This is a genomic window from Candidatus Poriferisocius sp., assembly GCF_965208355.1.
Lineage (GTDB): Bacteria > Actinomycetota > Acidimicrobiia > Acidimicrobiales > Bin134 > Poriferisocius.
In genome coordinates, this window is the sequence record NZ_CBDBOM010000003.1 from 2,569,939 (window position 1) to 2,592,103 (window position 22,165).

Consider the following 22,165-nt stretch of genomic DNA (forward strand, 5'->3'; position numbering starts at 1 on the left):
GTGGGTCGGGGTGCCGCGGTTAGCCGTCGATCCGCTTCAGGTACTTCTGACGACCCCGCTCACCGATGCGGCGGAAAGCAGGGTAGATGCGGGGGATGATCGCCGGGGTCCACTGCGCGGCCCGCGCCGACAGGCTCTCGTGGAACGGCACATAGGTTTCCAGCTTGGGCTTGTCCAGGGCCCGCTCGTAGGCGTCGGCCACATCGTCCACCGTCCTGACCGCGCTGAGGAAGTTGAGGGCGCTGCCCCCGGCCCGGGCCTCGTGTTGCAGCATCGGGGTGTCCACCGCGGTGGGATAGATGCCGCATACATGCACGTTGGTGTCCCACAGCTCGGTGTTGAGCGCAGCCAGAAAGGCTCGCAAGCCGGCCTTGGCCGCCGAGTAGGCGGCCGACGCCGGCAGGGGGCAGATCCCGCCCAGTGAAACGGTGGCCATCAGCTGGCCGCGATCGCGGGCCAAGAATTCGGGCAGTGCGGCCCGGATGAGCTGGATCGGCGAGCGCAGCATCACATCGACGTGAAGATCTAGCTGCTCGGGAGTGAGTCCAGCAACGTGGTCGGGGATGATGACTCCGGCGTTGCAGACCAGCACGTCGAGTTCCTGGCGCCATTCTTCGGCGATCCGCTGGCACAGCTCAGCCAGGCTCGGCCCGTCGGCCAGATCGCAGCCCACCGCAGTGGAATCCGGGCCGATTTCAGCGGCGGCCTGTTCGGCCAGTTCAGCGGTGCGGTCCACGGCGATGACGTGATATCCCCTCCGGGCAAGGCGGCTCGCCACGGCGGCGCCGATACCGGAGGACGCACCGGTGATGAGAGCTGAGCTTCGGGTCATGGGTTCCCTCCTTTGGGAAGGCCGACCTTCTTGCGCACCTGGGAGAGGATCTTCCGGTAGGCCTTGATCTCGACGTAGTCGGCGTGGCGGTCGGTGTCGATGTACCGGCGCCCGCCTCTCACATCGGGGTGATGGTTGGCCTTCAGGTCCTGGAATGCCCGCGCCGTCGCCGACCCCGGGGGCGCGGTGGCGTCGGCCACGATCAGCTCGGCCATCTTCTCGAAATGGGAATAGGCGGCCGAGGCGAATTCCACATAACCCAGGGCGGCAAGATTGGGGCAGTCGCGGGCGAAAATACCCAGGTAGAGCTGGGGACGACCCTTCTTGAACTCCAACAGCCCGTCGGCGAGAAATGGGATATAGCGATCAAAGCCGGTGGCGGCGATCACCAGGTCGATCTGCTCCCGGCTCCCGTCGGCGAACACCACATGGTCGCCGTCGAGCCGTTCGATATCGGGCTTGGCGATGCAATCGCCGTGGCCCAAGTGGTGCAGGATCAGCGAGTTCATTAGCGGGTGCGACTCAAAGAGCTTGTGGTCGGGCTTGGGGAGTCCGTAGCGGCGCAGATCGCCATTGATCATTCGCAACAGAACCTGGAAGAACCGCACTTCCAGCCAATGGGGCAGGCTGGGGCCGCGTTCGCCGAACACGTCGGAAGGCGTCCCGGCGATGTACTTCGGGATGAAGTGATAGCCCCGGCGCACGCTCAAGAAGGCCTGATCGGCGCTGACCGACGCGTCGCAGGCAATGTCGGCGCCCGAATTACCCGCACCCACCACCAACACCCGCTTGCCGGTGAACTCGTCCGGCGACCGGTAGGTGACCGAGTGGCGCACCTCTCCGTTGAACTGCCCCGGCCAGCTCACCTCGTGGGGTTCCCAGTTGACCCCGTTGGCGCAGATCAGATACCGGCTCTGGCGGGTCTCGCCGGTGCCGAGTTGAAGCTCCCATAAGCCGTCGGACCCGAGGGCGGCCCGGTCCACTGGGGTGTTGAATCGAACATGGCGGCGAAGATCGAATTCGTCGGCGAAGGCCTGGATGTAGGCCAAGAGCTGCTGGTAGTCGGGGTAGTCCGGATAGTGCTCGGGCATGGGAAAGCCGTCGAATCCCGACATGGTGCGCGACGAGATGAAGTGGGCGGTCTCGTACATCGGCGAGCCCGGGGCGTCGATGTTCCAGATGCCGCCCACATCGTCATGGCGCTCGAATAGCTCGAAGGCGGCCGATGTCTGCGCCAGGCGCCGGGCCAGGATTAGCCCTGCTGGACCCGCTCCTACGACCGCAACATCAAGTGGCGCCAAAGAACCGCCTTCAGGATTCGCTGAACGATGCTGCCGCATCGCCGGGACGCATCACGAAGAACTCCATGCCGTCGGGGCCGCAAGTGAAGGAGTACTTGTGATTGGCAGCCAGGATGACCGAATCCTTCGGCCCCAGCTCCATTGAAGGGCCGTCGGCGCCGTCGGGCCACACCTCGCACCCGCCCGACACCACGATCAGCAGCTCGTTTTGGTCATGGCTGTGGGGAGGGACGTGGTAGCCGGCCGGCATGGTGCTGTACTGGCACCAGAAACCTCCCTCGCCTTGGGCCACGCGCTTGCGCCCCGCGCCGAGCTTCTTGGCCTCTTCGATCAGCTCCCTTGGGGTTTCGGTATTGGCAGATTCGTCCACCCATTCGATGTCGTCGAACTTCAACACCTTGGGCTCTGTGCTCATGTCGCTCCTTCGCTATTGGGCCGGTGGGCCGTGGACAAGTTTGGCGAATTCGGTGGCGAACAACTCCGAGGTGCCCGACTGGTGGGTAGCCCGCCATTGCCGCCACGGGCACACATCGTCCCAGCGGTGCAGCACGTCGAAGTCCAAATCGGCGATCACCAGCCCCTCGGTGTCGCTCCCCTCGGCATAGATGTGGCTGAAGTCGGGAAAGTGAGGGCCGCAAATGAGGCTGTGGCCGGCGTAGTTGGCCGGTAACGCCCCGTTAAAGCCATCCTCCACGCTCTCGCCGTTGTCGATGCCGCCTACCTGATTGGCCGAGATCGTGAATACGAAATTCTCCTGCCCTCGGGTGGCGGCCACCCGACGCATGGACTCCACCTTGTCGGGCCCACCGGCGAACGCCGCGGTGGGATTGACGATGATCCTCGCCCCTTGGAGGGCCAGAAGTCGGCTGCCTTCGGGGTTGAGCCAGAAGTCGTAGCAGATCTGCACTCCGATGGGCCCATAGCGAGTCTCGAAGAGATCCAGGCTGCTTCCGGGCCGAAACGACACCCCCTCGGTCACGAACGGGAGCGAGCCCAGGTGCAGTTTTCGATAGGTCCCGAGGATTCCTTCGGGGCCGATCACCGCGGCGGCGTTGTAGAGGGCGTCCGTATCCTCGGGATCCTGCTCGATCATGCCCACCACCAAGTACATGTCGTGCTCGGCGGCCAACCGGGCCAGAGCATCAGTCGACGGCCCGGGCACAGTTTCGGCCAGCGACCGGTGCAGATCGCACGGCCCGCCCAGACGTTCGCAATCGTCGCAGTGGATCGCCCCGGTCAGCGCTTCTTCGGGGAACACCAGCAGTCCCACTCCGGCGGCGGCAGCCTCGGCAATCCAACCGGTGATCTTGTCCAGATTGGCGGCCACATCGCCAGGAACCGGAGTGAAGTCCACCGCGCCAGCCCGCAGCCGGGTCTCGTAGCCGGAATAGCGCTCTGGGATCACGGTCGTATTATCGCCTGATTTCCGGTCAGCCGCCTCCGGGCGAGGCTTTGGCCGCCGGTCGGACCTTGGGGGCGTCCTTCCAATGGGGCACACCGTGCTCCTCGGTGGCGATCCACCATTCGCCGTTGGTAATGGAGGCCCAGTGGGAATGGTTCAGTTGGTGGAGGGTGAAGCACGCCGACAGGGCGGTGTTGAAGCCCTGGGCATCCATGGTCTGGTTCACCGCCTCCTTGATCAACAGGGCGGCCATGGTGGGCACCGCGGCGATGCGCTGTGCGAACTCCAGGGTCTGTTCCGAAAGGGTCTCGTTGGGGAACACCTTGGCCACCATGCCCATGGCGTGGGCCTCGTGGACGTCGATGGAATCACCGGTGAGCAGCAACTCCTTGGTCTTGCGAGGGCCAAACTCCCACGGGTGGGCGAAGTACTCCACCCCCATCATGCCCAATCGGGTGCCCACCACATCGGCGAATGATGCGTCCTCGGCCCCCACGATCAGATCGCACGACCACATGAGCATCAGCCCGGCGGCCAGCACCGGCCCCTGCACCTGGGCGATGGTGATCTTGCGGAGGTTGCGCCACCGCTTGGTGTTCTCGAAGTAGTAATGCCACTCCTGAAGCATCAGCTTCTCCGAACCCCGCCGCTCAGCGCCGTTGAACTGAAAGGTAGGGTGCTGGTTGGGACCGGGCGTGCGCTCCTCGATGCTCTCCTTGGTGCCCATGTCGTGTCCGGCCGAGAACATCGGGCCGACCCCGCCCAGAATCACCACCCGCACGTCGTCGTCGGCTTCGGCCACCAAGAAGGCCTCGTTGAGCTCTACCAGCATCCCCCGGTTCTGGGCGTTGCGGGCCTCGGGCCGATTCAACATGATGCGGGCGATTCTTCCGTCGTCCAGCGTCTCGTAGGTCAGGTACTGGTAGTCCATTTCCCTAGTCTCGCCCATCCGCGAATACGGTGCGCTGCCGGACGTGGTTCTAGGCTCGCATCCGCCGTGTTCTCACCTCAGGAGCATTTATGAGTGGACCAACAAGCATCGACTCCCACTACATCGACACCGCGGGATTGCGGTTTCACTATCTGGCCGCGGGCGACGAAGCGGCACCCCCGGTAGTTCTACTGCACGGCTTTCCCCAGACCTCCCACATGTGGCGCCACCAGATTCCAGTACTGGCCGAGAACTACCGGGTCTACGCCCCCGACACCCGGGGCTACGGCGGCACCGACAAGCCCCGCATCCGGGTCACCCGCGATCTGTTGGCCCGCGACATCGTGGACTTCATCGACGCCCTGGGCATCGGGCACTGCTCGCTGGTGGGCCACGACTGGGGTGGGATTATCGCCTTCAAGGCTGCCCTGGAGTATCCCGACCGGTTCACCCGGCTGGGGCTGGTCGACACGCTGTGCACGATGTGGATTCCGTGGGGCATCCACGGCTACTGGTACAAGTGCGAGCCCGAGGCCGAGCAGTTCTGGGAGCGCCACGCCGGCGAATTCATCAACTCGATCTTCGGCGGCGTGGAAGGTAGCTACGGTCCGCCGCCCCATTCCCCGTGGAAGGCCCCGTTGGCCGACAGCGATGCCCAGGACCCCGGTCGGGCCATGGCCGACTGGGATCCGAGCAAGTATTGGAACGCCGACGACGTGGAGCACTACCGGGAGGCGTTCGACCAGCCCGGTTCCCACTTCCACGCCGTCTCGTACTACCGGGATGCCCTTCCGTTCCACTTCCCCGACGACGACGGCAATCTGGTGTACCGAACACCAGCCCGAGTGGCTGAGATGTGGAATCACCCCGGCCTGCTGTTCAGCCACCCCGACTTCGGGATCTTCCCGGTATTCGGACCCGAAGACCTCGGTCGCACCTACCCCCATCCCGCGCTGTACCTGTACTCGGCGTTCTTGATGTCCCAGGCCTTTGAAGACGGATTCCCCGCCGACGACCACATCCCCAACGGCAACCCCTACGCCGACTCCTTCATCAATCACTTCCCCGACTACCGGGCCCGCGCTGCCAGCACCGGTCACTTCATCCCCGAAGAAGATCCCGAGCGCACCAACGAAGTGCTCCTGGCCTTCTTGGCCGGCGAAATCTGACAGTTCTTTCGGCTAACCGCTTCCGAAGCGCCGGAGGCGCAAGCTGTTGGTGACCACGAACAGCGATGAAGCCACCATGGCCACGGCCGCGAACATGGGCTCGAGCACGCCGGCAGCGGCCAGAGGAATGGCCGCGGTGTTGTAGACGAAGGCCCAGAACAGGTTGCCCCTAATGGTGTTCATGGTCCGACGGCTCAGAGCAATGGCGTCGGCCACGGCTCCCAGATCAGACGTCATGATGGTGAGGTCGGCAGCTTCGGCGGCCACATCGGTGCCGGTGCCCATGGCAATACCAATGTCGGCCTGGCTGAGGGCGGGGGCGTCGTTGATGCCGTCGCCCACCATGGCCACCCGGCGGCCCTCAGCTTGCAGGCGGGCGATCTCGTCGGCCTTGCCATCGGGCCCGACCCCGGGCACCACCCGGTCGATCCCCAACTCATCGCCAGCGGCCTGAGCCCGCCGGGGATGGTCCCCGGTCAGCAGCACGGTGTCGAGCCCCAAAGACTTGAGCGCGGCCACCGCGGCGGGGGCGGAATCCCGCAATCGGTCGTCCACTGTGATCACTGCCTCGGCCACCGAATCTCGACCCACCAGAACGGCGACCCGACCCATGGCCTCTACTTCGGCCGCAGCCGAGTCCACCGCTTCGGGAACTTGGTCGAACAGGTCTCTTCGGCCCACTCGAACCTCCGTGCCGTCCACCGTGCCGACCGCACCTGAGCCGGGACGATTCTCGAAACCGGCAAGCGTCCGCCCGGCATCGGTTGCCGCGGCAATGGCCCGCCCAATGGGATGCTCCGACCGGGCCTCAACCGATGCGGCCAAGGCCAGCAGTTCGTCGGGGTCCCCTCCGGGAGCATCGATGCCCACCACTTCCATGCGAGCTTCGGTGACCGTGCCGGTTTTGTCGAAGACCACGGTGTCAAGCTCCCGCGTGTCCTCCAGCATCTCGCCGCCCTTGAGGATGATCCCGAGCTGCGACCCCCGCCCGGTGCCGACCATCACCGCCAGCGGTGTGGCCAGCCCCAACGCGCACGGACAGGCCACAATCAGCACTGCCACCGCGGCGGTAAATGCCTCGGAAGAAGGCTGCCCGGCGGCCAGCCAGCCAATCAGGGTGGCCACCGCGATCACCACCGCGGCAGGCACGAATACCGCCGAAAGCCGATCGGCCAATCGCTGGATTCGGGTGCGGTTGGTCTGGGCCTGCTCCACCAGCTGCATGATCCGAGCCAGCACGGTGTCGGCTCCCACCCCGGTGGCTTCTACGACCAATGATCCATTGGCGTTGACCGAAGCTCCCAGGACGGCGTCGCCGGGGCCAACCTCCACCGGCACCGGCTCACCGGTGACCAAGGAGATGTCCACTGCCGAAAAGCCATCGACCACCACGCCGTCGGTGGCGATCTTCTCGCCCGGACGCACCACGAATCTGGTACCCACTTCCAGGCTGGCCACCGGCACATCGGTTCCGTTCTCAAGGCGAGCTACTGGAGCAACAAGCTCAGCCATAGCCCGCAAGGCGTCTCCCGACCGGCGGCGAGCCCGGTACTCCAGATAGCGGCCGAACAAAACCAGCACCACGATCACCGATCCGGTTTCGAAATAGAGGTGGCCGTCGCCGATTTGCGCGGCCAGCACCACGGTGGACCAAACCCAAGACGAGGCGGTGCCTACCGACACCAGCGTGTCCATGGTGGCGGTTCGGTGGTGGAGCTGCGCCCAGGCCCGCCGGTGGAATCCCCGGCCCGACCAGAAAATCACCACCGCGCTCAGAATCGCAGCAAGCCAATCCGATGCAGAAAACCCCAGATCGAAGACCAGCCAGTCCACCATGGTGAGCAGCATCACCGCGGCGCCCATCACTGCCGAAGCGATTAGCGGTCGCAGTCCGGGAGGTTGGGCGGCAGGCTCGGCATCAAGACTTTGGGGAACGCGTGCCGAATAACCAGCGGAAACCACGGCGGCTTCCAGTTGGGAATCGGCGACGGTCTCATTGCAGGCCACTGATGCTCGGCCCGAGGCGTAGTTCACTCGGGCTTCAATAACCCCGTCGACTGCGTTCAGGCTGCGCTCTATGCGCGACACGCAGGCCGAGCAGGTCATGCCGTCCACAATCAATGCCGCTCGTCGCATCGCCACAAACCAAGTTTACGGATTGGGCGGAAAAACTATTCCTGAACCAGCTCGATCAGGGTGCCGAAGGCGCCTTTGGGGTGGATGAAGGCGACGGTGGTGCCCCGAGATCCGGGACGGGGCTCGGCATCTATAGCAGTGGCTCCGGCAGCGATCAATGACTCCAAAGCAGCGGCGCAGTCATCCACCCGGTAGCCGATGTGGTGAATGCCCTCGCCCCGCTTTTCCAAGAACTTGGCGACGGGCGAGTCCTCCCGGGTGGCGGCGGTGAGCTGGACATAGGAGTCAGCCACCTTGATGAGAGCCTCTTCGACGCCGTCGCGTTCCACGATCTCGCGATGCGTCACGGAAGCCTCAAAAGCCCTCTCGTAGAACGAGATGGCCTGCTCCAAGTCGTGAACCGCGATGGCAACATGATCGATTTCAGAGAGAAGCATGGCCTTGCTATCGTAGGCCGACCTTCCGCCAGAGGGCGCTGTCGGGAGCCGAACAGGAGCTCTGCGTGAGATTCGGGCCGGTCCACCTAGTCAAGCACAAGACGCTGTTCTCGCTGGTCGACGAGTTGGCCACACTCAGGAAGTCCCAGACTCCATCTAGCCTGTCATCGTCCGAACCCGCCCCGGCTCCCTCCAAACCCCCTCTACCGGCGTTGACGGCTCCCGAGCCCGCACCGACCTCTCCCATGGAACCGCAGGCAGCGAGTTATTCACTGAGCCACCATGACCTGCTCTTGAGCAAGGTTCATCAACTTCGAGGATCGCTTGTCGAAGCTCGCCGAGAGCTGCGGACCAGGGGAGTCGAAGTGGACTCCGATAGCCGATTCAACCTTGACTCCGACGATGGGTTCAAATTCATCCCCCGGCCTGCTGGGTCCGGTAGCAACTATGTCGAACCGCCCACCCCCGCCCCTTCGCCCATTGCCTCGTTTCATGTGCTCGACTCCTGGATCAGCCGCTTCGACATCGACGGGGAATCGGTCGGTGGACAAGTTGACTTGTCGACCGACGAACGCATCACATGGCTGATGGATGCAATCGGGGGGGTTAAGGGCAACAGGATCCTGGAACTTGGACCTCTTGAAGGCGCCCATACCAAGATGCTCTGCGAAGCGGGCGCTTCATCAGTGATCGCCATCGAGGGCTCCCGGGCATCGTGGTTGCACTGCCTGGTGGTCAAAGAGATCTTTGAGCTCAGTCAGGCCCGCTTTCTCTACGGTGACTTCAACCACTACGTCGACCAGTACCAGGGTCCTCCGTTTGACGCCGTGCTTGCTTGTGCGGTCCTCTACCACCAACTGGATCCCGTTTCCCTTATCTCTGGGCTCAGCCGGCTCACTAACACCGTTTTGGTTTGGACCTCCCTCGCCGACGATGGCTTCCCGAAGCCAGCAATGGAAGTCGAGGTGAGTGGGTACCGGGGCCGGAAGATGAATTACCACGAAGACCGCAACCTCATCCAGAATTATTGCGGAGGCGTCGACCAAGAGGCCGTTTGGCTCTACCACGACGAGCTATTGCGCTGCTTCGCCGATAACGGCCTCAGCCGCATTGAGTCCAAGCCAATTGAAAGACCCGACTGGGGTGGGGCGCCTCACATTCTGTTTGCTGCCTCCCGATAGCTAGTAGTCCTGAAAGCAATCATCTACGTTTGAATGATGAAGTTTGGGCCCATTCATGTCATTCGCGACCGGACCTACTCTTCGCTACTGCGCCAAGTTGAAGCCGCCAAACCATCAAACGATGCCCAGCGTCTACACGAGGCGCTTGACCGGGCTCGTCAGGAACTCCAGCGTCTTGGGGTCGATGTGGAAGGCGACGACCGCTTCGGACCTGAGATACCGAAGCAACTCCACCTGACCCCTCGACTTGGCAGTGAGGGCCATGACTATGTGGAGCCCCCCACTCCGGCACCTTCACCGCTCGCTTCCTTCAATGTTCTCGATGGGTGGATCAGCCAGTTCGATATAGGTGGGGAAAAGGTGGGAGGTGCGGTTGGCCTATCCACGGACGAGCGCATTGAATGGCTGGTGAATTGCATCGGAGGAGTGACAGGTAAAAGGCTGCTGGAGCTCGGGCCGCTTGAAGGTGCCCATACCAAGATGCTCTGCGACGCCGACGCGGCATCAGTAGTCGCAGTAGAGGGATCCAGGGCGCTTTGGATCCATTGTCTGGTCATAAAGGAGATTTTCCACCTCGACCAGGCGCGCTTCGTCTATGGGGATTTCAACCACTATGTCGCCGATTACGAGGGATCCCCCTTCGATGCCGTACTGGCTTGCGGCGTCCTCTACCACCAATTCGACCCCGCAACGCTTATTGCGAGGCTCAGCAGCCTTACCGACACGGTCATGGTTTGGACCCATGTGGCAGACGAGGACTACCCAACTAACGGAGTCCCGACTGAAGTCAACGGCTACAAGGGACGGCGCATGAACTACGGCAATGCCCGCAACGAGATTCGGAACTACTGCGCAGGCATAGCCCAAGAAGCAGTCTGGCTCTACCACGATGACTTGATCCGCTGCTTCAACGACCATGGCTTTGTCCGTATCGAGTCGCGCGGTGTGGCTCCAACCCCCGCGGGCCCAGCCGTACTATTCGCGGCGTCTCGCTAGCTCATTCGCCTGGCTGCCGCGGCCCTGCTGACTGTCTGATTTTTCGAATTGAGGCAACAACTCCGGATGTCTCTGTCCTCAGGCCGCTTCGCGTTGGGCCGATTCGCCTTCCAGGGCCTCCCAGAGATGGTCGCGCAGGGCTTCGGCGTCGATGCCGTCCATCCGGTTGGTCGCCACTATCCCTTCGATCATGTCGGCCAGCACCGCTTCCCAGACTCGGTTTCGAACCATCACCGAGACGGTCACCGAGCCATCCTCATGGCGGGACAGCGTGCGGCGGCGGCCAACTTCCCGGGGCGGGCTGCGAAAGCTGGGGATGGCCAGCTCTTGGCCTCGCACTGCCATACCCAGAAGCCGGGCCGCCTCGGCAAAGGCCAGACACCGACCGGTGCTGCTTTCCTGTCGCTGATTATTGCCGTGGATGACCCGCATACCCACGGTCTCGGCCCTCTTGTTCTCCGTCTTGTTCTTCTTGATTTCCTTCATGAACCCAGTATCCCGACAGGAGTGACAGTTTCATGTCTTGGCACTAATTCTGATCGAGCACCTTGGTGCGGCCTCTTATCACCCACCACAGGGCGGTGGCAGCCAAGAGAACACCGGCTCCGCCCACGGCAATGCGGGGACCAATCAGATCGGACAGAAACCCCTGAAGCTGGGCGCCGAGGGGCAGGCCGGCCAACAGGGTGATCAGGTAGAGAGCCAGAACCTTGGCCCGCAAAGCCTCCGTCACCTGAAGCTGAATCACGGTATTGAGCGTGGCGGCAGTAGCGATGTGCGATGCCCCCAATACCGCCAGGGCCACTACCGCCAACCAGTAGTAGGGCGACATTGCGAATCCCAACAGCGCGATGCCATAAGTCGGCCAACCGAATCCCACTAGACGGCTGCGGGGCACGCGGCTTCCCGGGCCGGCCACAAACGGAGTGTTGAGCATCGCTCCCACACCGGTAGCCGCAGCCAGGATCCCGTATTGGGTTTCACCCACCTCGAATACGTCATTGGCGAAAATCACCACCAAGTGGATGACCGGCTGGCCGAAGAAGGCAATCACCCCGGCAATCAGTACCGACAAGCGGATGCCCGGTTGTTCGGCGACGTAGCGAATTGCGGCCGCGGCATCTTTGAATACATTCGGCCTGTCGCCATCCGCCGGAGCCAGTCGGGGCACCTGGATGAAGATCAGGGCCAGCAACGCAGGCACATACGTCAGTGAATTGGTGAAGAAGCACCAGCCGGGGCCGCCTATCGCCAGCACGATTCCACCGATCATGGGGCCGACCGCCCGAGAGGCGTTGAACTGGGCCGAGTTCAAGGTGACGGCGTTCAAGAGGGCGACGCGAGGCACCAGTTCGCTGACAAACGCCTGCCAGGCGGGAAGCTGGATACCGTTCACGCACCCGTTCACCACTCCAAGGGCGATGTAAGCCAGTGGCCGATCGACGCCTGCGGCCCACATGGCCGAGAATCCCAGTGCGATCAACGCTTGGGCTGAGTTGGTGAACGCCAGCATGATCCGACGGGGGAATCGATCGGCCAGCGCCCCTCCGACCATTCCTAAGAACACCGCCGGCAGTGTCTGCAACATGGCGGCCAAGCCAACCCAGGTGGCGCTGCCGGTCAGCCGCTCGATCACAAAGGCCAGCGCGATCATCTGCACCCAAACGCCGGAGTTGGAGATAAGGGCCCCGGAGATGAACAGGCGATAGTTCCGGTACGACAGCGCTTGCCGCGCGCGTCGAGGATTCCGGGAATCGGTCACTGCGCCAACTTATTCGCTGCACCCCTATTGTCATGGCATGGCACTTGTGCTCTGTGAGACCGACGACGGCGTTGCCACCGTGACCCTCAACCATCCCGAGGTGCGAAATGCGGTCAGCCTGGAGATGAACCGCGAGCTCGACGCCGTGTTTGACGAATTGGAAGACGATGAGTCGGTAGGAGCGGTAGTCCTCACCGGCGCGCCCCCGGCCTTCTCGGCGGGGGCCAACTTGGACGAGCTGCTGGCCTCGGACGATCCCAGCAGCCTGAGCTCCATCTACGCCGGGTTCCTGCGGGTTGCCAGCTCTCCACTGCCAACGGTGGCCGCGGTGAACGGCGCCGCAGTTGGAGCAGGCATGAACTTCGCGCTGGCCTGCGATGTGATCCTGGCCGGCCGCTCGGCCATGTTCGAAAGCCGATTTCTCCAGATCGCCATCCACCCCGGTGGCGGTCACACCTGGCGGCTGCAAGACATCTGCGACCGCCAGACGGCCATGGCCATGGTGGTCTTTGGCGAGAGGCTCGACGGGGCCCTAGCCGCCGAGATTGGGCTGGCCTGGAAATGCGTGGACGATGACGCGCTATTGGATGAGGCCCGGCGCATGGCTCGCCGCCCCACCCGTGCGCCGCGAGAACTGACCAAGGCCATGAAAAAGACGATCATCGACATGGGGGCAATCACCGACAGTGCGGCCGCGGTGGCCCGGGAAGTCGATCCTCAGGTGTGGTCAATGAAGCAGCCCGAGTTCAAAGAGCGGGTGGCCGCCCTCAAGGAGGCCATCAGCAAATCGAGCAGCTAGCTCATCCAGCCGGCTACCAGTTCAGGACCCCGCTCTTGCCACTCCTCTGAGGTGATGGCGTAGCGGACGTGGTCTTCCCAGCGGCCATTGATCTCCAGATAGCGCAGGGCAACCCCCTCGTTGCGGATGCCCAGTTTCTCCACCACCCGGCGACTGGCCTGGTTGCGGGGAATGATGTTGATCTGCACCCGGTGCAGCCCCAGCCTCTCAAAGGCGTAGTCCAGCACCACGACCAGGGCCTCGGGGGCATACTCCCGCCCCGCGTATCGGTGATCGATCCAATACCCCACATGGCCGCTTTGGAACGGGCCCCGCTGCACACCCGACAGGTTCATCTCCCCCACCAGGCAACCCTCGGCGAACACGGCAAACCCATAGCCCGCGTCCATCTGGCGTTCTCGGTCGCGAGCACTGCACCGGGCGGCGAAGGCCAGGCGGTCCTCCACCACGTCGGGCTGGGTGCTGGGCGGGGTCGGCTCCCACGGGGTAAGCCACTCCCTATTGGCCCGTCGCACCGCTTGCCACTCAGCGAAATCGGCCTCCATCAGCGGACGCAACTCCACCCGAGACCCGCGCAGCACCTGCCCCTCCCGAGCCCCCCGAATCCGAGACCAAGTCCGCACTCCCGCCAAACCTACTCAATCGCTCAAAACAAAGTGGGGGCATGAACGGTAGGCGGGGCGGCGGGCAACAAAATGGGTCGTGGTGGGGGGTGGCGCCGGAGGCGGACTTGGCGCACGCGAAGCACGCCAAGCCGCCGTAGAGCGACAGGACCCGCCACCACGACCCCGCCAAGAGAGCCCGCCGCCCCGCCGGTCGATCCCTGCTAGTCCAACAAGCTCAAAACCATCCCATCAAGGATGTCCGACTCCGACACCAAGCATGACTCAAACCCAAAGTGCCGCATGATCTTCACCAAAATCGTCATTCCCCCCACAATCACATCCACCCGACCAGGCTCCAATCCCGGATTGAAGGCCCGATCAGCCCGACTCTCAGTGGCCAAAGTGCGAAACACGTCTTCGGCCGCGGCCTTGGTCAGCTCGAAGTGGTGGATCTTGTCCCGATCATAAGAGTGCAGCCCCTGTTCCACGGCCGCGGCCGTGGAGATCGTGCCGGCTAGGCCGACAAGCGTCCGGGCCTGACGGGCGGCGGGCATCTCCCGGTCAACGTCGTCCAGGTGAGCACCGGTCACCGAGATGCAGGCATGTAACTCCTCGGGAAGCGGCGGATCGCCGTGGAGGTACTTTTCGGTGAGGCGAACACAGCCCACATCCAGTGACATTGCCGCCTCGCACACGGTGGTGCCCACGCTCAGCTCGGTCGACCCTCCCCCCAAGTCGACCACCAGAAACGGCCCCATCGCCGGATCGAGTTCGGCGGTGGCCCCCCGAAACGACAGCTGGCCCTCGGCCGGTCCGCTCAACAGCTCGGGACGGGTGCCGACAACCGCTTCGCCGGCGTCGAAGAACTCCTCGCGGTTGGCCGCGTCCCGGGCCGCCGAGGTGGCGGTGATCCGCACCGCCTCCACCCCGTGGCCATCCATTACCTCCCGGTAACGGCGCAGGCAGTCCAGCGTGCGCTCGATGGCCCCCGGGGCCAGCCGGCCGGTTTGGTCCACCCTCTCCCCCAGGCGGGTGATGGTCATCAGCCGGTCCAGCGGCTCGGTGCCGCCCCGGCTGACCAGCAAACGGGTGGAGTTGGTGCCGCAGTCGATGGCGGCCACTACCGGCGCGCTCACGACAGATCTTCGGCTTCCAGGTTCTCTGCCACCCATCGACCGACCGGATCGTCGCCCCCGGCCAAGTACCAGGCGTAGTGGGCATGCAGGCACTTGACTCCCTGGCGGGTACCGCCCACCCCCGCGGTTGGGCGGTGTCCTGCGTGGCCTTCGGGAATGGCGGCGTCCCGCTCGGCGGCATACCGGCGATGGGCGTCGGCCAACTCATCGGAATCGACGGCGGACTCGGCCCGGCGGACTCCCCCGGCCGATTCCAGCCGGCTCACGCTCAGCACGTCGTCGGGGCCTACCAGCCAGTAGCGGGTGGGCATGGGGGTGCCGTCGTCCAAGATGGGAGCGTTGCGCAGCACCCGAGGAGTCCCGTCTTCGGCTCTGACCACCACCTCATAGGGACGCCGGGGGGCGCGGCCCAGCAGGGCCTCGACTTGCTCGTCGTTTTCCAAGCGAAGGGTCAGCCCTTCTTTTTCTTCCTTCTCTTGAAGATCTTCCTCACGATCCAAAGAGCGGCGATGATCCCAGCGATGGGACCAAACTTCTTGGCGGCCGGCGGACCGGCCACTTCCAGCAAATCAACCGCTTCGGGCTCGGGGCGGGAGGCCGGGCCAGCGCCTGAATCGCCAGCAGCAGCGTCGCCAGAGGAAGAATCATCTGTGGAGGCTGAAAGCATGGCCTCCAGATTATCGGCAAATTGATCCATGATCTTCGAACTCACGTCGGGGATGAGGTTGCGGCCGATCTGAGCCACTTTGCCGGTGATCTTGAGGTCGGTGGTAACCCCGACCTTTGTCCGATTGTCGTCCAGCGCCTCGAGCGTCGCGGTGATGTTGGCGCTGGCGTTTCCCTGTCCCCGGGTCTCCCGACCCTCGGCCAGGATCACCACCTTGAGGGCATCTTGATCTCGCTCGACGAAGGTGGCCTTGCCCTTGTACTGGGCGTTGACCGGCCCGACTTTGACCTTGACCACACCCAGGTACTCCTCACCCTCGATCTCGGTGAGCTGGGCACCGGGCAGGCAAGGGGCGATGCGCTCCACGTCATTGAAAGCGTCCCACACATCGCTGGCCGAGGCGTTGACCTCGATCTCGTTGTTCATTTCCATGATTGCAGGTCCTCCGAATTCACATCACTCAATTCGATTCCGAACCCTTCAAGACCATTCTTCCAAGTCCTGAACAGTGTCAAAATCGACCGGCTCACCGGGACAGGATACTTCCGTAACCTGCTCGGGCCTCATTTGCATGAGCATTCTGGCCCCAGCATCCCCGCTGGTGGGCAGCAACGGCCAGACCGCCGCTCCCAACTTCACCGGAGGGCTGCGGCGTCCCCGATAGACGGCGGTCACCAAGTCACCCTCAGCGTCCGCCACTGCCCGCCAAGACTCGGCGCCCACCAGGGGTTGGTCGCCCAGCCCGATCACCACCGCGTCGTGGCCGTCGTTCTCCGCGGTGAACACCCCGGCCCGCAGCGAGGTGGCCTGGCCCAGCTCCCAGGAGTGGTTCTCCACCAACACCACGCCGTCGGGGATCAGGTCGCGCAGCTCCACCGCCCCGGTCACGATGTAAACCTCATCGAGCCCGGCTTCCAGTGCGGCTCCGAGGGCGTGCTGGACCACGGTCAGACCTCGAAACGGGGCCCGCAGCTTGTGGGTGTCGCCCCCGAACCGGGTTCCGGCGCCGGCGGCCAACAAGACGGCGGCAATGGTCATGGCCCGAATACCTCGCCATTGGGGTGGAACGCAGACCAGGCGAACCAGAACTCGTTGGTGTGCACCACCGGCTCTAACCGGGTGCCGGTCAGCTCACCATCGACCGCTTGGCCGAGCACATTCCATGTCGACCCGGTTTGGTCATCGGTGAACCGGCCATCGCCGGCCGGGGCGAACTCCAGCGCCTCTCCGTCTACCCGCCGGTCGAAGGCCAGCGCCGCCCCCACATCCATCCCTTCGGCGGTAACCGGGGAATCCAGCGCATCGGCGGTGCCCGGCGACCACAGCACCACCACCGGAACCCCGGCCACAGTGTCGTTCAGTGCTCTGTTGGCCTGCACCACGCTGAACGGGTAGGCCTTGTCGTGGTCGTTTACCGTGACACCGACGGTGCGCTCCAGGGCGGGATAACGGTCATCCAAAATGGTGGAGTCGAAGAAACCGGGTATGGGCGACGTCCGGGAGGTGTACTGCACATAGGGGTTGCGGCCGTAGCTGCTAGCCGGGCGTCCGGGCGGGGCCAGCACCACCCCATCGGGATAGCCGGCTTTGAAGTCGCTCCACGACACGATGGCCGACGGAATGGCGTCTAAGCGATGACCGGCGTAAGTCCCCACCAATCCCTCGCCGCCGATCTGCTGCCACAGCGACTCGGTGGCGTCGTCCCACATCACCAAGTCGCTGTTGCGCAACAGCCCGGAAGTGCCGAACCGCAGCCGCTGTCCGTCGACCACCGGGTCGAACACCAAAGCGCTGTTGCACAGCGGGCAGTAGGTGACCAGCACCGGGCGTCCGTCGATCTCGTCGTTGACGATCTCATGGACGATGAGCATGGCCAGGGGGTAGAAGCGGGCGGTATCGCCCATCACCAGCAACAGGCCGGGTTCGGGATCTGACCATCCGGCCTCCGTTGTCGGGGCGAACTCAGGGTTGTCAATGGGCGGGATGCGGTCGCGGATGGGTACCACCTGGATGCCGATGCGCAGCTCGTCGAGGTCGATAGTGCGGGTGGACCAGTCGGTGGCCCAATCACGCGACACGTAGAGCAGATCCCCGGTGGGCCCTTCGCCTCCGGTGATCACTTGGGTGTGGGCGGGGCAGGAATTGAAGTAGGTGTGGATGCGGGTGCGATAGAGGCGGCAGTTGACGCCGCGGTGGGTTCGGGAGCCTCGGTTGCGTCGACAACTGCGGTGGCCGTCGGCGCTACCGGAGACGCGGTGGGGTCGGCGGCCGGATCAGAGCTGCCGCAAGACGAGAGCACCAGCGCCGCCGCTATCAGCGGGGCGAGGCGCTTCATTCCTCGGCCGGTGGGCGATGGATGGGGCCTTCGCTGTCGCGCAGCGACGGAGCGCTATGGCCGGTGCGGTTGGCGATAATCTCCGCGCACACCGATACGGCGGTCTCTTCGGGGGTGCGGGAGCCGATGTCCAACCCTATGGGGGCCATGAGCCGGTCGATTCCCTTCTGGTCCACTCCCACCTCGTGCAACCGCTCCAGGCGGGTGGCGTGGGTTCGGCGGCTCCCCATGACTCCTATGTAGCCCACATCGGTGGCCACCGCCCGCTGCACGGCGGGGACGTCGAATTTGGGGTCGTGGGTGAGGATGCACACCGCATCGTGGGGGCCTAGCCGGTCGCCGTAGGTGTCGAACACCTCATCGGGCCAGGCCACCACCACCCGGTCGGCCATGGGGAACCGCTTGACGGTGGCGAACACCGAACGGGCGTCAGCCACGATCACGTTGAACCCCAGCAGCTTGCCGGCCCGAGCCAGGGCGGCGGTGAAGTCCACCGCCCCGAAGACGAGCATGATCGGCGGAGGCGAGAACGACTCGATGAACACCGACACGTCGGTCTCTCGGGCTTGCCCTTCGGCACCGTAGTGACGCACTCCGGTGCGGCCGGCGGCCAGCTCCCCCACCGCATCCCGGCTCACGATCCGGTCCAGCTCGGGATGGCCCAGGGTGCCAATGATGTCGCCATCGGGCTCCACCACCAGCTTGGCCCCGGCGTTGTGGCCCTCGATGACGGTGGCCAGGGCGACCGGCCGCTCGTCGACGATGGCCTCTCGCAGCCGTCCGTAGAGTTCGGACACCGCTACCAGTCCAGCGGCTCAATGAACAGGTGGATGGTGCCTCCGCAGGTGAGCCCCACTGCAAACGCCTCGTCGTCGCTGTAGCCGAAGCTGACCATGCGGCGCTCGCCGGTATCGAGGATGTCGAGGGCTTCGACCACCACCGCGCCCTCCACGCAACCCCCCGACACTGATCCGATCACGTCGCCGTTGTCGCTGACCGCCATGGCCGCTCCGGGGTCGCGGGGACCGGAGCCCTCGACGTTGACCACCCGGGCCAGCGCCACCTGCCGGCCCTCGGCCCGCCAGGCGTCCAAATCGGCCAAGATTTCTTTCATTCTGCGCCTGCTCCGATCATGAGAAGAGCATCGGTCGGAGACCTGTCGTCATCTAGAACCGCGGCGAGACGCTCCAATGAGTGCAACGAATGGCCCTCGATGAAATCGTCGATGTAGGGCAGGGCGGCGGCCATGCCCTGGGCCAGAGGCTGGTAGCCAGGGGTGGCCTTCAGCGGATTCACCCATACGAGTCTATGGGTCACCCGGTGCAATCGGGCCATCTGCTCGGCCATCACCTCGGGGCTGCCCCTATCCCATCCGTCGCTCATTATGACCACGGTCGCCCCCCGGGCCATTCCCCGGATACCCCACAGCTCATTGAATTCGGCCAGGGTGTCGCCCAGCCGGGTGCCCCCCGACCAGTCGCTTACTGCATCAGCAGCCTCGCCCAGCGCCCGGTCGGGATCTCGTGACGACAGCTCCCGGGTAATGCGAGTCAGCCGGGTGCCGATGGTGAACACCTCCACTCGGCGGCGGCCCACCACTGCGGCGTGGACGAAGCGGATGAGCGCACGGGCGTACGACTCCATCGACCCCGAGATGTCCAGCAGCAGCACCACCCGGCGGAGCCGCTCGCCCGGCTCGGTATACCAGCGTCGCACCGGCTCACCGCCGCTGCGGATAGCGGCCCGCACTGTGCGCCTCAGCTCGGGGTGCCCCGCGGTGCGATGGGTGCGGCGTCGGCGGCGAGACCGGCGGGTGCCGCCGATGCGGGCCATGGCGGCCATGAGCCGATGGGCCTCGTCGAGCTCGTCGTCGCTGTAGTCGGCGAAGTCTTTGTCGCGCAGCACCTCGTGGCGGCTCCACCGCAGCGTGAGGGATGGATCTCCGGAGTCTTCGTCGTCTCCGTCGTCGTCGGCCTCGTCGTCGCCGTCGTCGTCCACCACCAGTGTGATGGGCTGGGTCACCTCCATCACCGGAGTGGCAACCAGCTGCTGTCCGCCGTAATAGGCATCGAAGATCTTGTCGTAGAGCTCGATGTCGTCGGGCTCGGTAACCAGGGTTGCACGGCCGGCCCAGTACACCGAGCTGCGCTGTTCCATGCCCACCGCGCCGAGCGCCTGGTAGTAGTTCACCGACGACCCCACGGCCACATCGATACCCGCGCCTCTCAGCGCATTGACGAAGCCGACCGCTAGTTCGTCAGCCTGCACGGGCAATGGCCTGCTCAATTAGGCCGCCGATGCCCTGGTCCACTACCCGCTGCTGGTCTTCCCGGTATTTGAGCACCGACCCCAGGCTGGCCTGGGTGATCTCAGGGGTCAGCTCGGCGGCCCCGAGTCGGCCCAGCGCCAAGCTCCAGTCGATACTCTCGGCCACACCAGGGGGCTTGTACAGGCCCAGCTCCCGGAATGCGGCCACCGCGGCAGCCACCTGGCGGGCAAGCAGCTCGCTCACCCCAGGGGCCCGGCGGCCGATTATGGCCACTTCCCGCTCAAAGCTGGGGTGCTCCACCCAGTGGTACAGACAGCGCCTCTTGAGGGCGTCGTGGACGTCGCGGGTGCGGTTGGAGGTGATGATGACCCGAGGCGGCGTGGTGGCCGCAAATCGGCCGATCTCGGGCACGGTCACCGCATAGTCGGACAGGATCTCCAGCAGGAAGGCTTCGAATTCGTCATCGGCCCGGTCGACCTCGTCGATCAACAGCACCGGGGGCGGGCCCTCAGTGGCGGCGATGGCCCGCAGCAGGGGCCGCCTGATCAAGAAGCGCTCAGAGTACAGCTCGTCTTCCAGGGCGTCGGCCATCTCCCGGGTGGCGCCCCCGGTGGCTTCCGCCGTGCGCAGGTGCAGGAGTTGGCGGGAGTAGTCCCACTCGTACACCGCCTGGGCCACATCGATGCCCTCGTAGCACTGGAGGCGGATCAATTCCCCGCCAGTCCACTCGGCCAGGGCGTTGGCCGTCTCGGTCTTGCCCACACCCGGCTCGCCCTCCAACAACAGGGGGCGGTTCAGGGTCATGGCCAAGAACACGGCCGTGGCCAACCCCTCGTCGGCCAGGTAATCACAGCCCTTTAGCCCGTCGGCAACCTCGGATGCCGAAGAAGGCTGAGTGCCCAAAGGCTGGGCGTTAGCGTCCAGCGGCTTCGAGCGCCCGACGGGTGAGCACCCGGGCGAGGTGCTCGCGGTATTCGGGTCCGGCGTTCAGGTCAGATGGCGGGTTGGTGCCCTCAGCAGCCGCTTCGGCAGCGTCAGAGGCCGATGCGCCCCCGGCAAGGGCGGCCTCCACGCCAGCGGCCCGGACCGGAGTGCTGTCCATGTTCACCAGCCCCACGCCGGCGTTGCCGTTGCCCACGATGGCCGACACGCCCACGATGGCCCAGTCCTGGGCCCGGCGGTTGAACTTCTGGAAGCCCCAAGTGGCGTCGGGCATCTTGGGCACCCGGATCTCAGTGAGCAGTTCGTCGTCGCCCAGAGCGGTCTCCAGGAACCCGGTGAAGAATTCGTCCACCGCGATCTCCCGCTCGCCGCCCGGTCCCCGGGCCACCAGGGTGGCCCGCATGGCCAACATCACCGAAGGCAGGTCGGAGGCGGGATCACCGTGGGCGATGGAGCCGCCAATGGTGCCCCGATGGCGCACCTGGGGGTCGCCTACGTGGCTGGTGGCCTCGGCCAGCAGCCCAGCCTGCGACTGCACCAGCTCGCTGGTCTCCACGTCGCGGTGGCGGGTGAGGGCCCCGATGGCCAGGTGGTCGCCGGCGTCGTTGATGTAGCTGAGGTCGTCGAGGCGGCCGATGTCCACGAGCACCGCGGGGGTAGACAAGCGGAGCTTCATCAGGGGCAGCAGAGAGTGGCCGCCGGCCAGCAGCTTGGCCTCGTCGCCGTGCTCGGCCAGAGCGGCCAGCGCCTCATCGGCCGATCCGGCCCGGATGTAGTCGAATGCCGCAGGAATCATGACGAGGCCTCCGCACAGTGCAGAACAGCTTTGACAATGTTGTGGTACCCGGTGCAGCGGCACAGGTTGCCCTCGAGGCCGATGCGGACTTCCCGCTCGGTGGGGTCGGGGTTCTCATCTAGCAGCGAGACGGCGGCCATGACCATGCCCGGCGTGCAATAGCCGCACTGGAGGGCGTGGCACTGGCGGAACGACTCCTGCATGGGATGCAGCACGTCGCCGTCGGCCAGACCCTCGATAGTCAAGAGGTCTTGGCCGTCGGCCTGCACGGCCAGCATGGTGCAGGATTTCACCGACTCGCCGTTCACATGGATGGTGCAGGCGCCGCACGAGGAGGTGTCGCACCCGATGTTGGTGCCGGTGAGGCCAACCACGTCTCGGATGTAGTGAACCAGCAGCGTGCGCGGCTCCACATCGTGGGTGTGGCTGTCCCCATTTATGGTGACCGTTACTTCCACGGCATCTCCCT

26 protein-coding genes are annotated in these 22,165 nt (G+C 64.8%); 4 read left to right on the forward strand and 22 right to left on the reverse strand.

Annotation, left to right across the window (positions count from 1 at the left end):
• Positions 1 to 19 precede the first annotated feature (19 nt).
• The 5 genes from ACOGXH_RS13275 to ACOGXH_RS13295 are packed head-to-tail and all read right to left on the reverse strand — an operon-like array spanning position 20 to position 4,484.
• Complete coding sequence (locus ACOGXH_RS13275) at positions 20 to 832, reverse strand: SDR family NAD(P)-dependent oxidoreductase (RefSeq protein WP_419929570.1); 813 nt, start codon at positions 830 to 832, stop codon at positions 20 to 22.
• Positions 829 to 2,133 (reverse strand): flavin-containing monooxygenase, encoded by a 1,305-nt coding sequence (locus ACOGXH_RS13280; protein WP_419929571.1) that lies wholly within the window; start codon positions 2,131 to 2,133, stop codon positions 829 to 831. The genes ACOGXH_RS13275 and ACOGXH_RS13280 overlap by 4 nt, the downstream gene beginning before the upstream one ends.
• A 10-nt stretch (positions 2,134 to 2,143) precedes the next feature.
• Positions 2,144 to 2,548 (reverse strand): cupin domain-containing protein, encoded by a 405-nt coding sequence (locus ACOGXH_RS13285; RefSeq protein WP_419929572.1) that lies wholly within the window; start codon positions 2,546 to 2,548, stop codon positions 2,144 to 2,146.
• A gap of 12 nt (positions 2,549 to 2,560) precedes the next feature.
• Entirely contained in the window at positions 2,561 to 3,538 is a 978-nt protein-coding gene (locus ACOGXH_RS13290; protein ID WP_419929573.1) for a carbon-nitrogen hydrolase family protein, read from the reverse strand.
• A gap of 25 nt (positions 3,539 to 3,563) precedes the next feature.
• A complete protein-coding gene (locus ACOGXH_RS13295) occupies positions 3,564 to 4,484 on the reverse strand; it encodes an enoyl-CoA hydratase (RefSeq protein ID WP_419929574.1) in 921 nt (306 codons plus the stop codon).
• A gap of 71 nt (positions 4,485 to 4,555) precedes the next feature.
• On the opposite strand from ACOGXH_RS13295, the gene ACOGXH_RS13300 reads away from it, so the two are divergent.
• Entirely contained in the window at positions 4,556 to 5,635 is a 1,080-nt protein-coding gene (locus ACOGXH_RS13300; RefSeq protein WP_419929575.1) for an alpha/beta fold hydrolase, read from the forward strand.
• A 12-nt stretch (positions 5,636 to 5,647) separates the two neighbouring features.
• Here ACOGXH_RS13300 and ACOGXH_RS13305 read toward each other — a convergent pair whose 3' ends face one another.
• Positions 5,648 to 7,771, reverse strand: coding sequence for a heavy metal translocating P-type ATPase (locus tag ACOGXH_RS13305; protein WP_419930376.1), 2,124 nt, complete (start codon positions 7,769 to 7,771; stop codon positions 5,648 to 5,650).
• 35 nt (positions 7,772 to 7,806) lie between these two features.
• Positions 7,807 to 8,208: a methylmalonyl-CoA epimerase gene (gene mce, locus ACOGXH_RS13310; RefSeq protein ID WP_419929576.1), complete on the reverse strand. Its 402-nt coding sequence runs from the start codon at positions 8,206 to 8,208 to the stop codon at positions 7,807 to 7,809.
• Between the two features lie 293 nt (positions 8,209 to 8,501).
• Here mce and ACOGXH_RS13315 point away from each other — a divergent pair, with 293 nt between their 5' ends.
• Together ACOGXH_RS13315 and ACOGXH_RS13320 are read left to right on the forward strand one after the other, a co-directional pair.
• Positions 8,502 to 9,389 (forward strand): class I SAM-dependent methyltransferase, encoded by an 888-nt coding sequence (locus ACOGXH_RS13315; protein WP_419929577.1) that lies wholly within the window; start codon positions 8,502 to 8,504, stop codon positions 9,387 to 9,389.
• A gap of 36 nt (positions 9,390 to 9,425) precedes the next feature.
• The gene (locus ACOGXH_RS13320) at positions 9,426 to 10,385 is read left to right on the forward strand and encodes a class I SAM-dependent methyltransferase (RefSeq protein ID WP_419929578.1); all 960 of its coding nucleotides are present in this window, start codon (positions 9,426 to 9,428) and stop codon (positions 10,383 to 10,385) included.
• 78 nt (positions 10,386 to 10,463) lie between these two features.
• Here the strand turns inward: ACOGXH_RS13320 and ACOGXH_RS13325 are convergent, their stop codons facing one another.
• Both ACOGXH_RS13325 and ACOGXH_RS13330 read right to left on the reverse strand, forming a co-directional pair.
• Positions 10,464 to 10,871 (reverse strand): hypothetical protein, encoded by a 408-nt coding sequence (locus ACOGXH_RS13325; RefSeq protein ID WP_419929579.1) that lies wholly within the window; start codon positions 10,869 to 10,871, stop codon positions 10,464 to 10,466.
• Positions 10,872 to 10,914: 43 nt separating this feature from the next.
• The gene (locus ACOGXH_RS13330) at positions 10,915 to 12,147 is read right to left on the reverse strand and encodes an MFS transporter (RefSeq protein ID WP_419929580.1); all 1,233 of its coding nucleotides are present in this window, start codon (positions 12,145 to 12,147) and stop codon (positions 10,915 to 10,917) included.
• 37 nt (positions 12,148 to 12,184) lie between these two features.
• On the opposite strand from ACOGXH_RS13330, the gene ACOGXH_RS13335 reads away from it, so the two are divergent.
• Positions 12,185 to 12,946, forward strand: coding sequence for an enoyl-CoA hydratase-related protein (locus tag ACOGXH_RS13335; RefSeq protein ID WP_419929581.1), 762 nt, complete (start codon positions 12,185 to 12,187; stop codon positions 12,944 to 12,946).
• Here the strand turns inward: ACOGXH_RS13335 and ACOGXH_RS13340 are convergent.
• From ACOGXH_RS13340 to ACOGXH_RS13400, 13 genes are all read right to left on the reverse strand, one after another.
• The gene (locus ACOGXH_RS13340) at positions 12,943 to 13,569 is read right to left on the reverse strand and encodes a GNAT family N-acetyltransferase (protein WP_419929582.1); all 627 of its coding nucleotides are present in this window, start codon (positions 13,567 to 13,569) and stop codon (positions 12,943 to 12,945) included. The two genes, ACOGXH_RS13335 and ACOGXH_RS13340, sit on opposite strands and share 4 nt — an antisense overlap.
• Positions 13,570 to 13,772: 203 nt before the next feature.
• The gene (locus tag ACOGXH_RS13345) at positions 13,773 to 14,687 is read right to left on the reverse strand and encodes an exopolyphosphatase (protein ID WP_419929583.1); all 915 of its coding nucleotides are present in this window, start codon (positions 14,685 to 14,687) and stop codon (positions 13,773 to 13,775) included.
• The gene (locus ACOGXH_RS13350) at positions 14,684 to 15,187 is read right to left on the reverse strand and encodes a DUF501 domain-containing protein (protein WP_419929584.1); all 504 of its coding nucleotides are present in this window, start codon (positions 15,185 to 15,187) and stop codon (positions 14,684 to 14,686) included. The genes ACOGXH_RS13345 and ACOGXH_RS13350 overlap by 4 nt, the downstream gene beginning before the upstream one ends.
• The gene (locus ACOGXH_RS13355; protein ID WP_419929585.1) at positions 15,139 to 15,786 is read right to left on the reverse strand and encodes an SRPBCC family protein; all 648 of its coding nucleotides are present in this window, start codon (positions 15,784 to 15,786) and stop codon (positions 15,139 to 15,141) included. Before ACOGXH_RS13355 ends, ACOGXH_RS13350 begins: the two co-directional genes overlap by 49 nt.
• A 48-nt stretch (positions 15,787 to 15,834) precedes the next feature.
• Positions 15,835 to 16,392, reverse strand: coding sequence for a nucleotidyltransferase family protein (locus tag ACOGXH_RS13360; protein ID WP_419929586.1), 558 nt, complete (start codon positions 16,390 to 16,392; stop codon positions 15,835 to 15,837).
• Positions 16,389 to 17,474: a DUF3179 domain-containing protein gene (locus tag ACOGXH_RS13365; RefSeq protein ID WP_419929587.1), complete on the reverse strand. Its 1,086-nt coding sequence runs from the start codon at positions 17,472 to 17,474 to the stop codon at positions 16,389 to 16,391. The genes ACOGXH_RS13360 and ACOGXH_RS13365 overlap by 4 nt, the downstream gene beginning before the upstream one ends.
• Positions 17,471 to 17,689, reverse strand: a complete 219-nt coding sequence (locus tag ACOGXH_RS13370) for a hypothetical protein (protein WP_419929588.1) — start codon at positions 17,687 to 17,689, stop codon at positions 17,471 to 17,473. Before ACOGXH_RS13370 ends, ACOGXH_RS13365 begins: the two co-directional genes overlap by 4 nt.
• Positions 17,686 to 18,486: an XdhC family protein gene (locus ACOGXH_RS13375; RefSeq protein WP_419929589.1), complete on the reverse strand. Its 801-nt coding sequence runs from the start codon at positions 18,484 to 18,486 to the stop codon at positions 17,686 to 17,688. Before ACOGXH_RS13375 ends, ACOGXH_RS13370 begins: the two co-directional genes overlap by 4 nt.
• Before the next feature lie 2 nt (positions 18,487 to 18,488).
• Positions 18,489 to 18,803, reverse strand: coding sequence for an XdhC family protein (locus tag ACOGXH_RS13380; RefSeq protein ID WP_419929590.1), 315 nt, complete (start codon positions 18,801 to 18,803; stop codon positions 18,489 to 18,491).
• On the reverse strand, positions 18,800 to 19,957 hold the full coding sequence (locus ACOGXH_RS13385; RefSeq protein ID WP_419929591.1) for a vWA domain-containing protein: 1,158 nt from the start codon (positions 19,955 to 19,957) through the stop codon (positions 18,800 to 18,802). Before ACOGXH_RS13385 ends, ACOGXH_RS13380 begins: the two co-directional genes overlap by 4 nt.
• Positions 19,947 to 20,861 (reverse strand): AAA family ATPase, encoded by a 915-nt coding sequence (locus ACOGXH_RS13390; RefSeq protein WP_419929592.1) that lies wholly within the window; start codon positions 20,859 to 20,861, stop codon positions 19,947 to 19,949. Before ACOGXH_RS13390 ends, ACOGXH_RS13385 begins: the two co-directional genes overlap by 11 nt.
• A 10-nt stretch (positions 20,862 to 20,871) precedes the next feature.
• Complete coding sequence (locus tag ACOGXH_RS13395) at positions 20,872 to 21,696, reverse strand: FAD binding domain-containing protein (protein ID WP_419929593.1); 825 nt, start codon at positions 21,694 to 21,696, stop codon at positions 20,872 to 20,874.
• Entirely contained in the window at positions 21,693 to 22,154 is a 462-nt protein-coding gene (locus tag ACOGXH_RS13400) for a (2Fe-2S)-binding protein (protein ID WP_419929594.1), read from the reverse strand. The genes ACOGXH_RS13395 and ACOGXH_RS13400 overlap by 4 nt, the downstream gene beginning before the upstream one ends.
• Positions 22,155 to 22,165 lie beyond the last annotated feature (11 nt).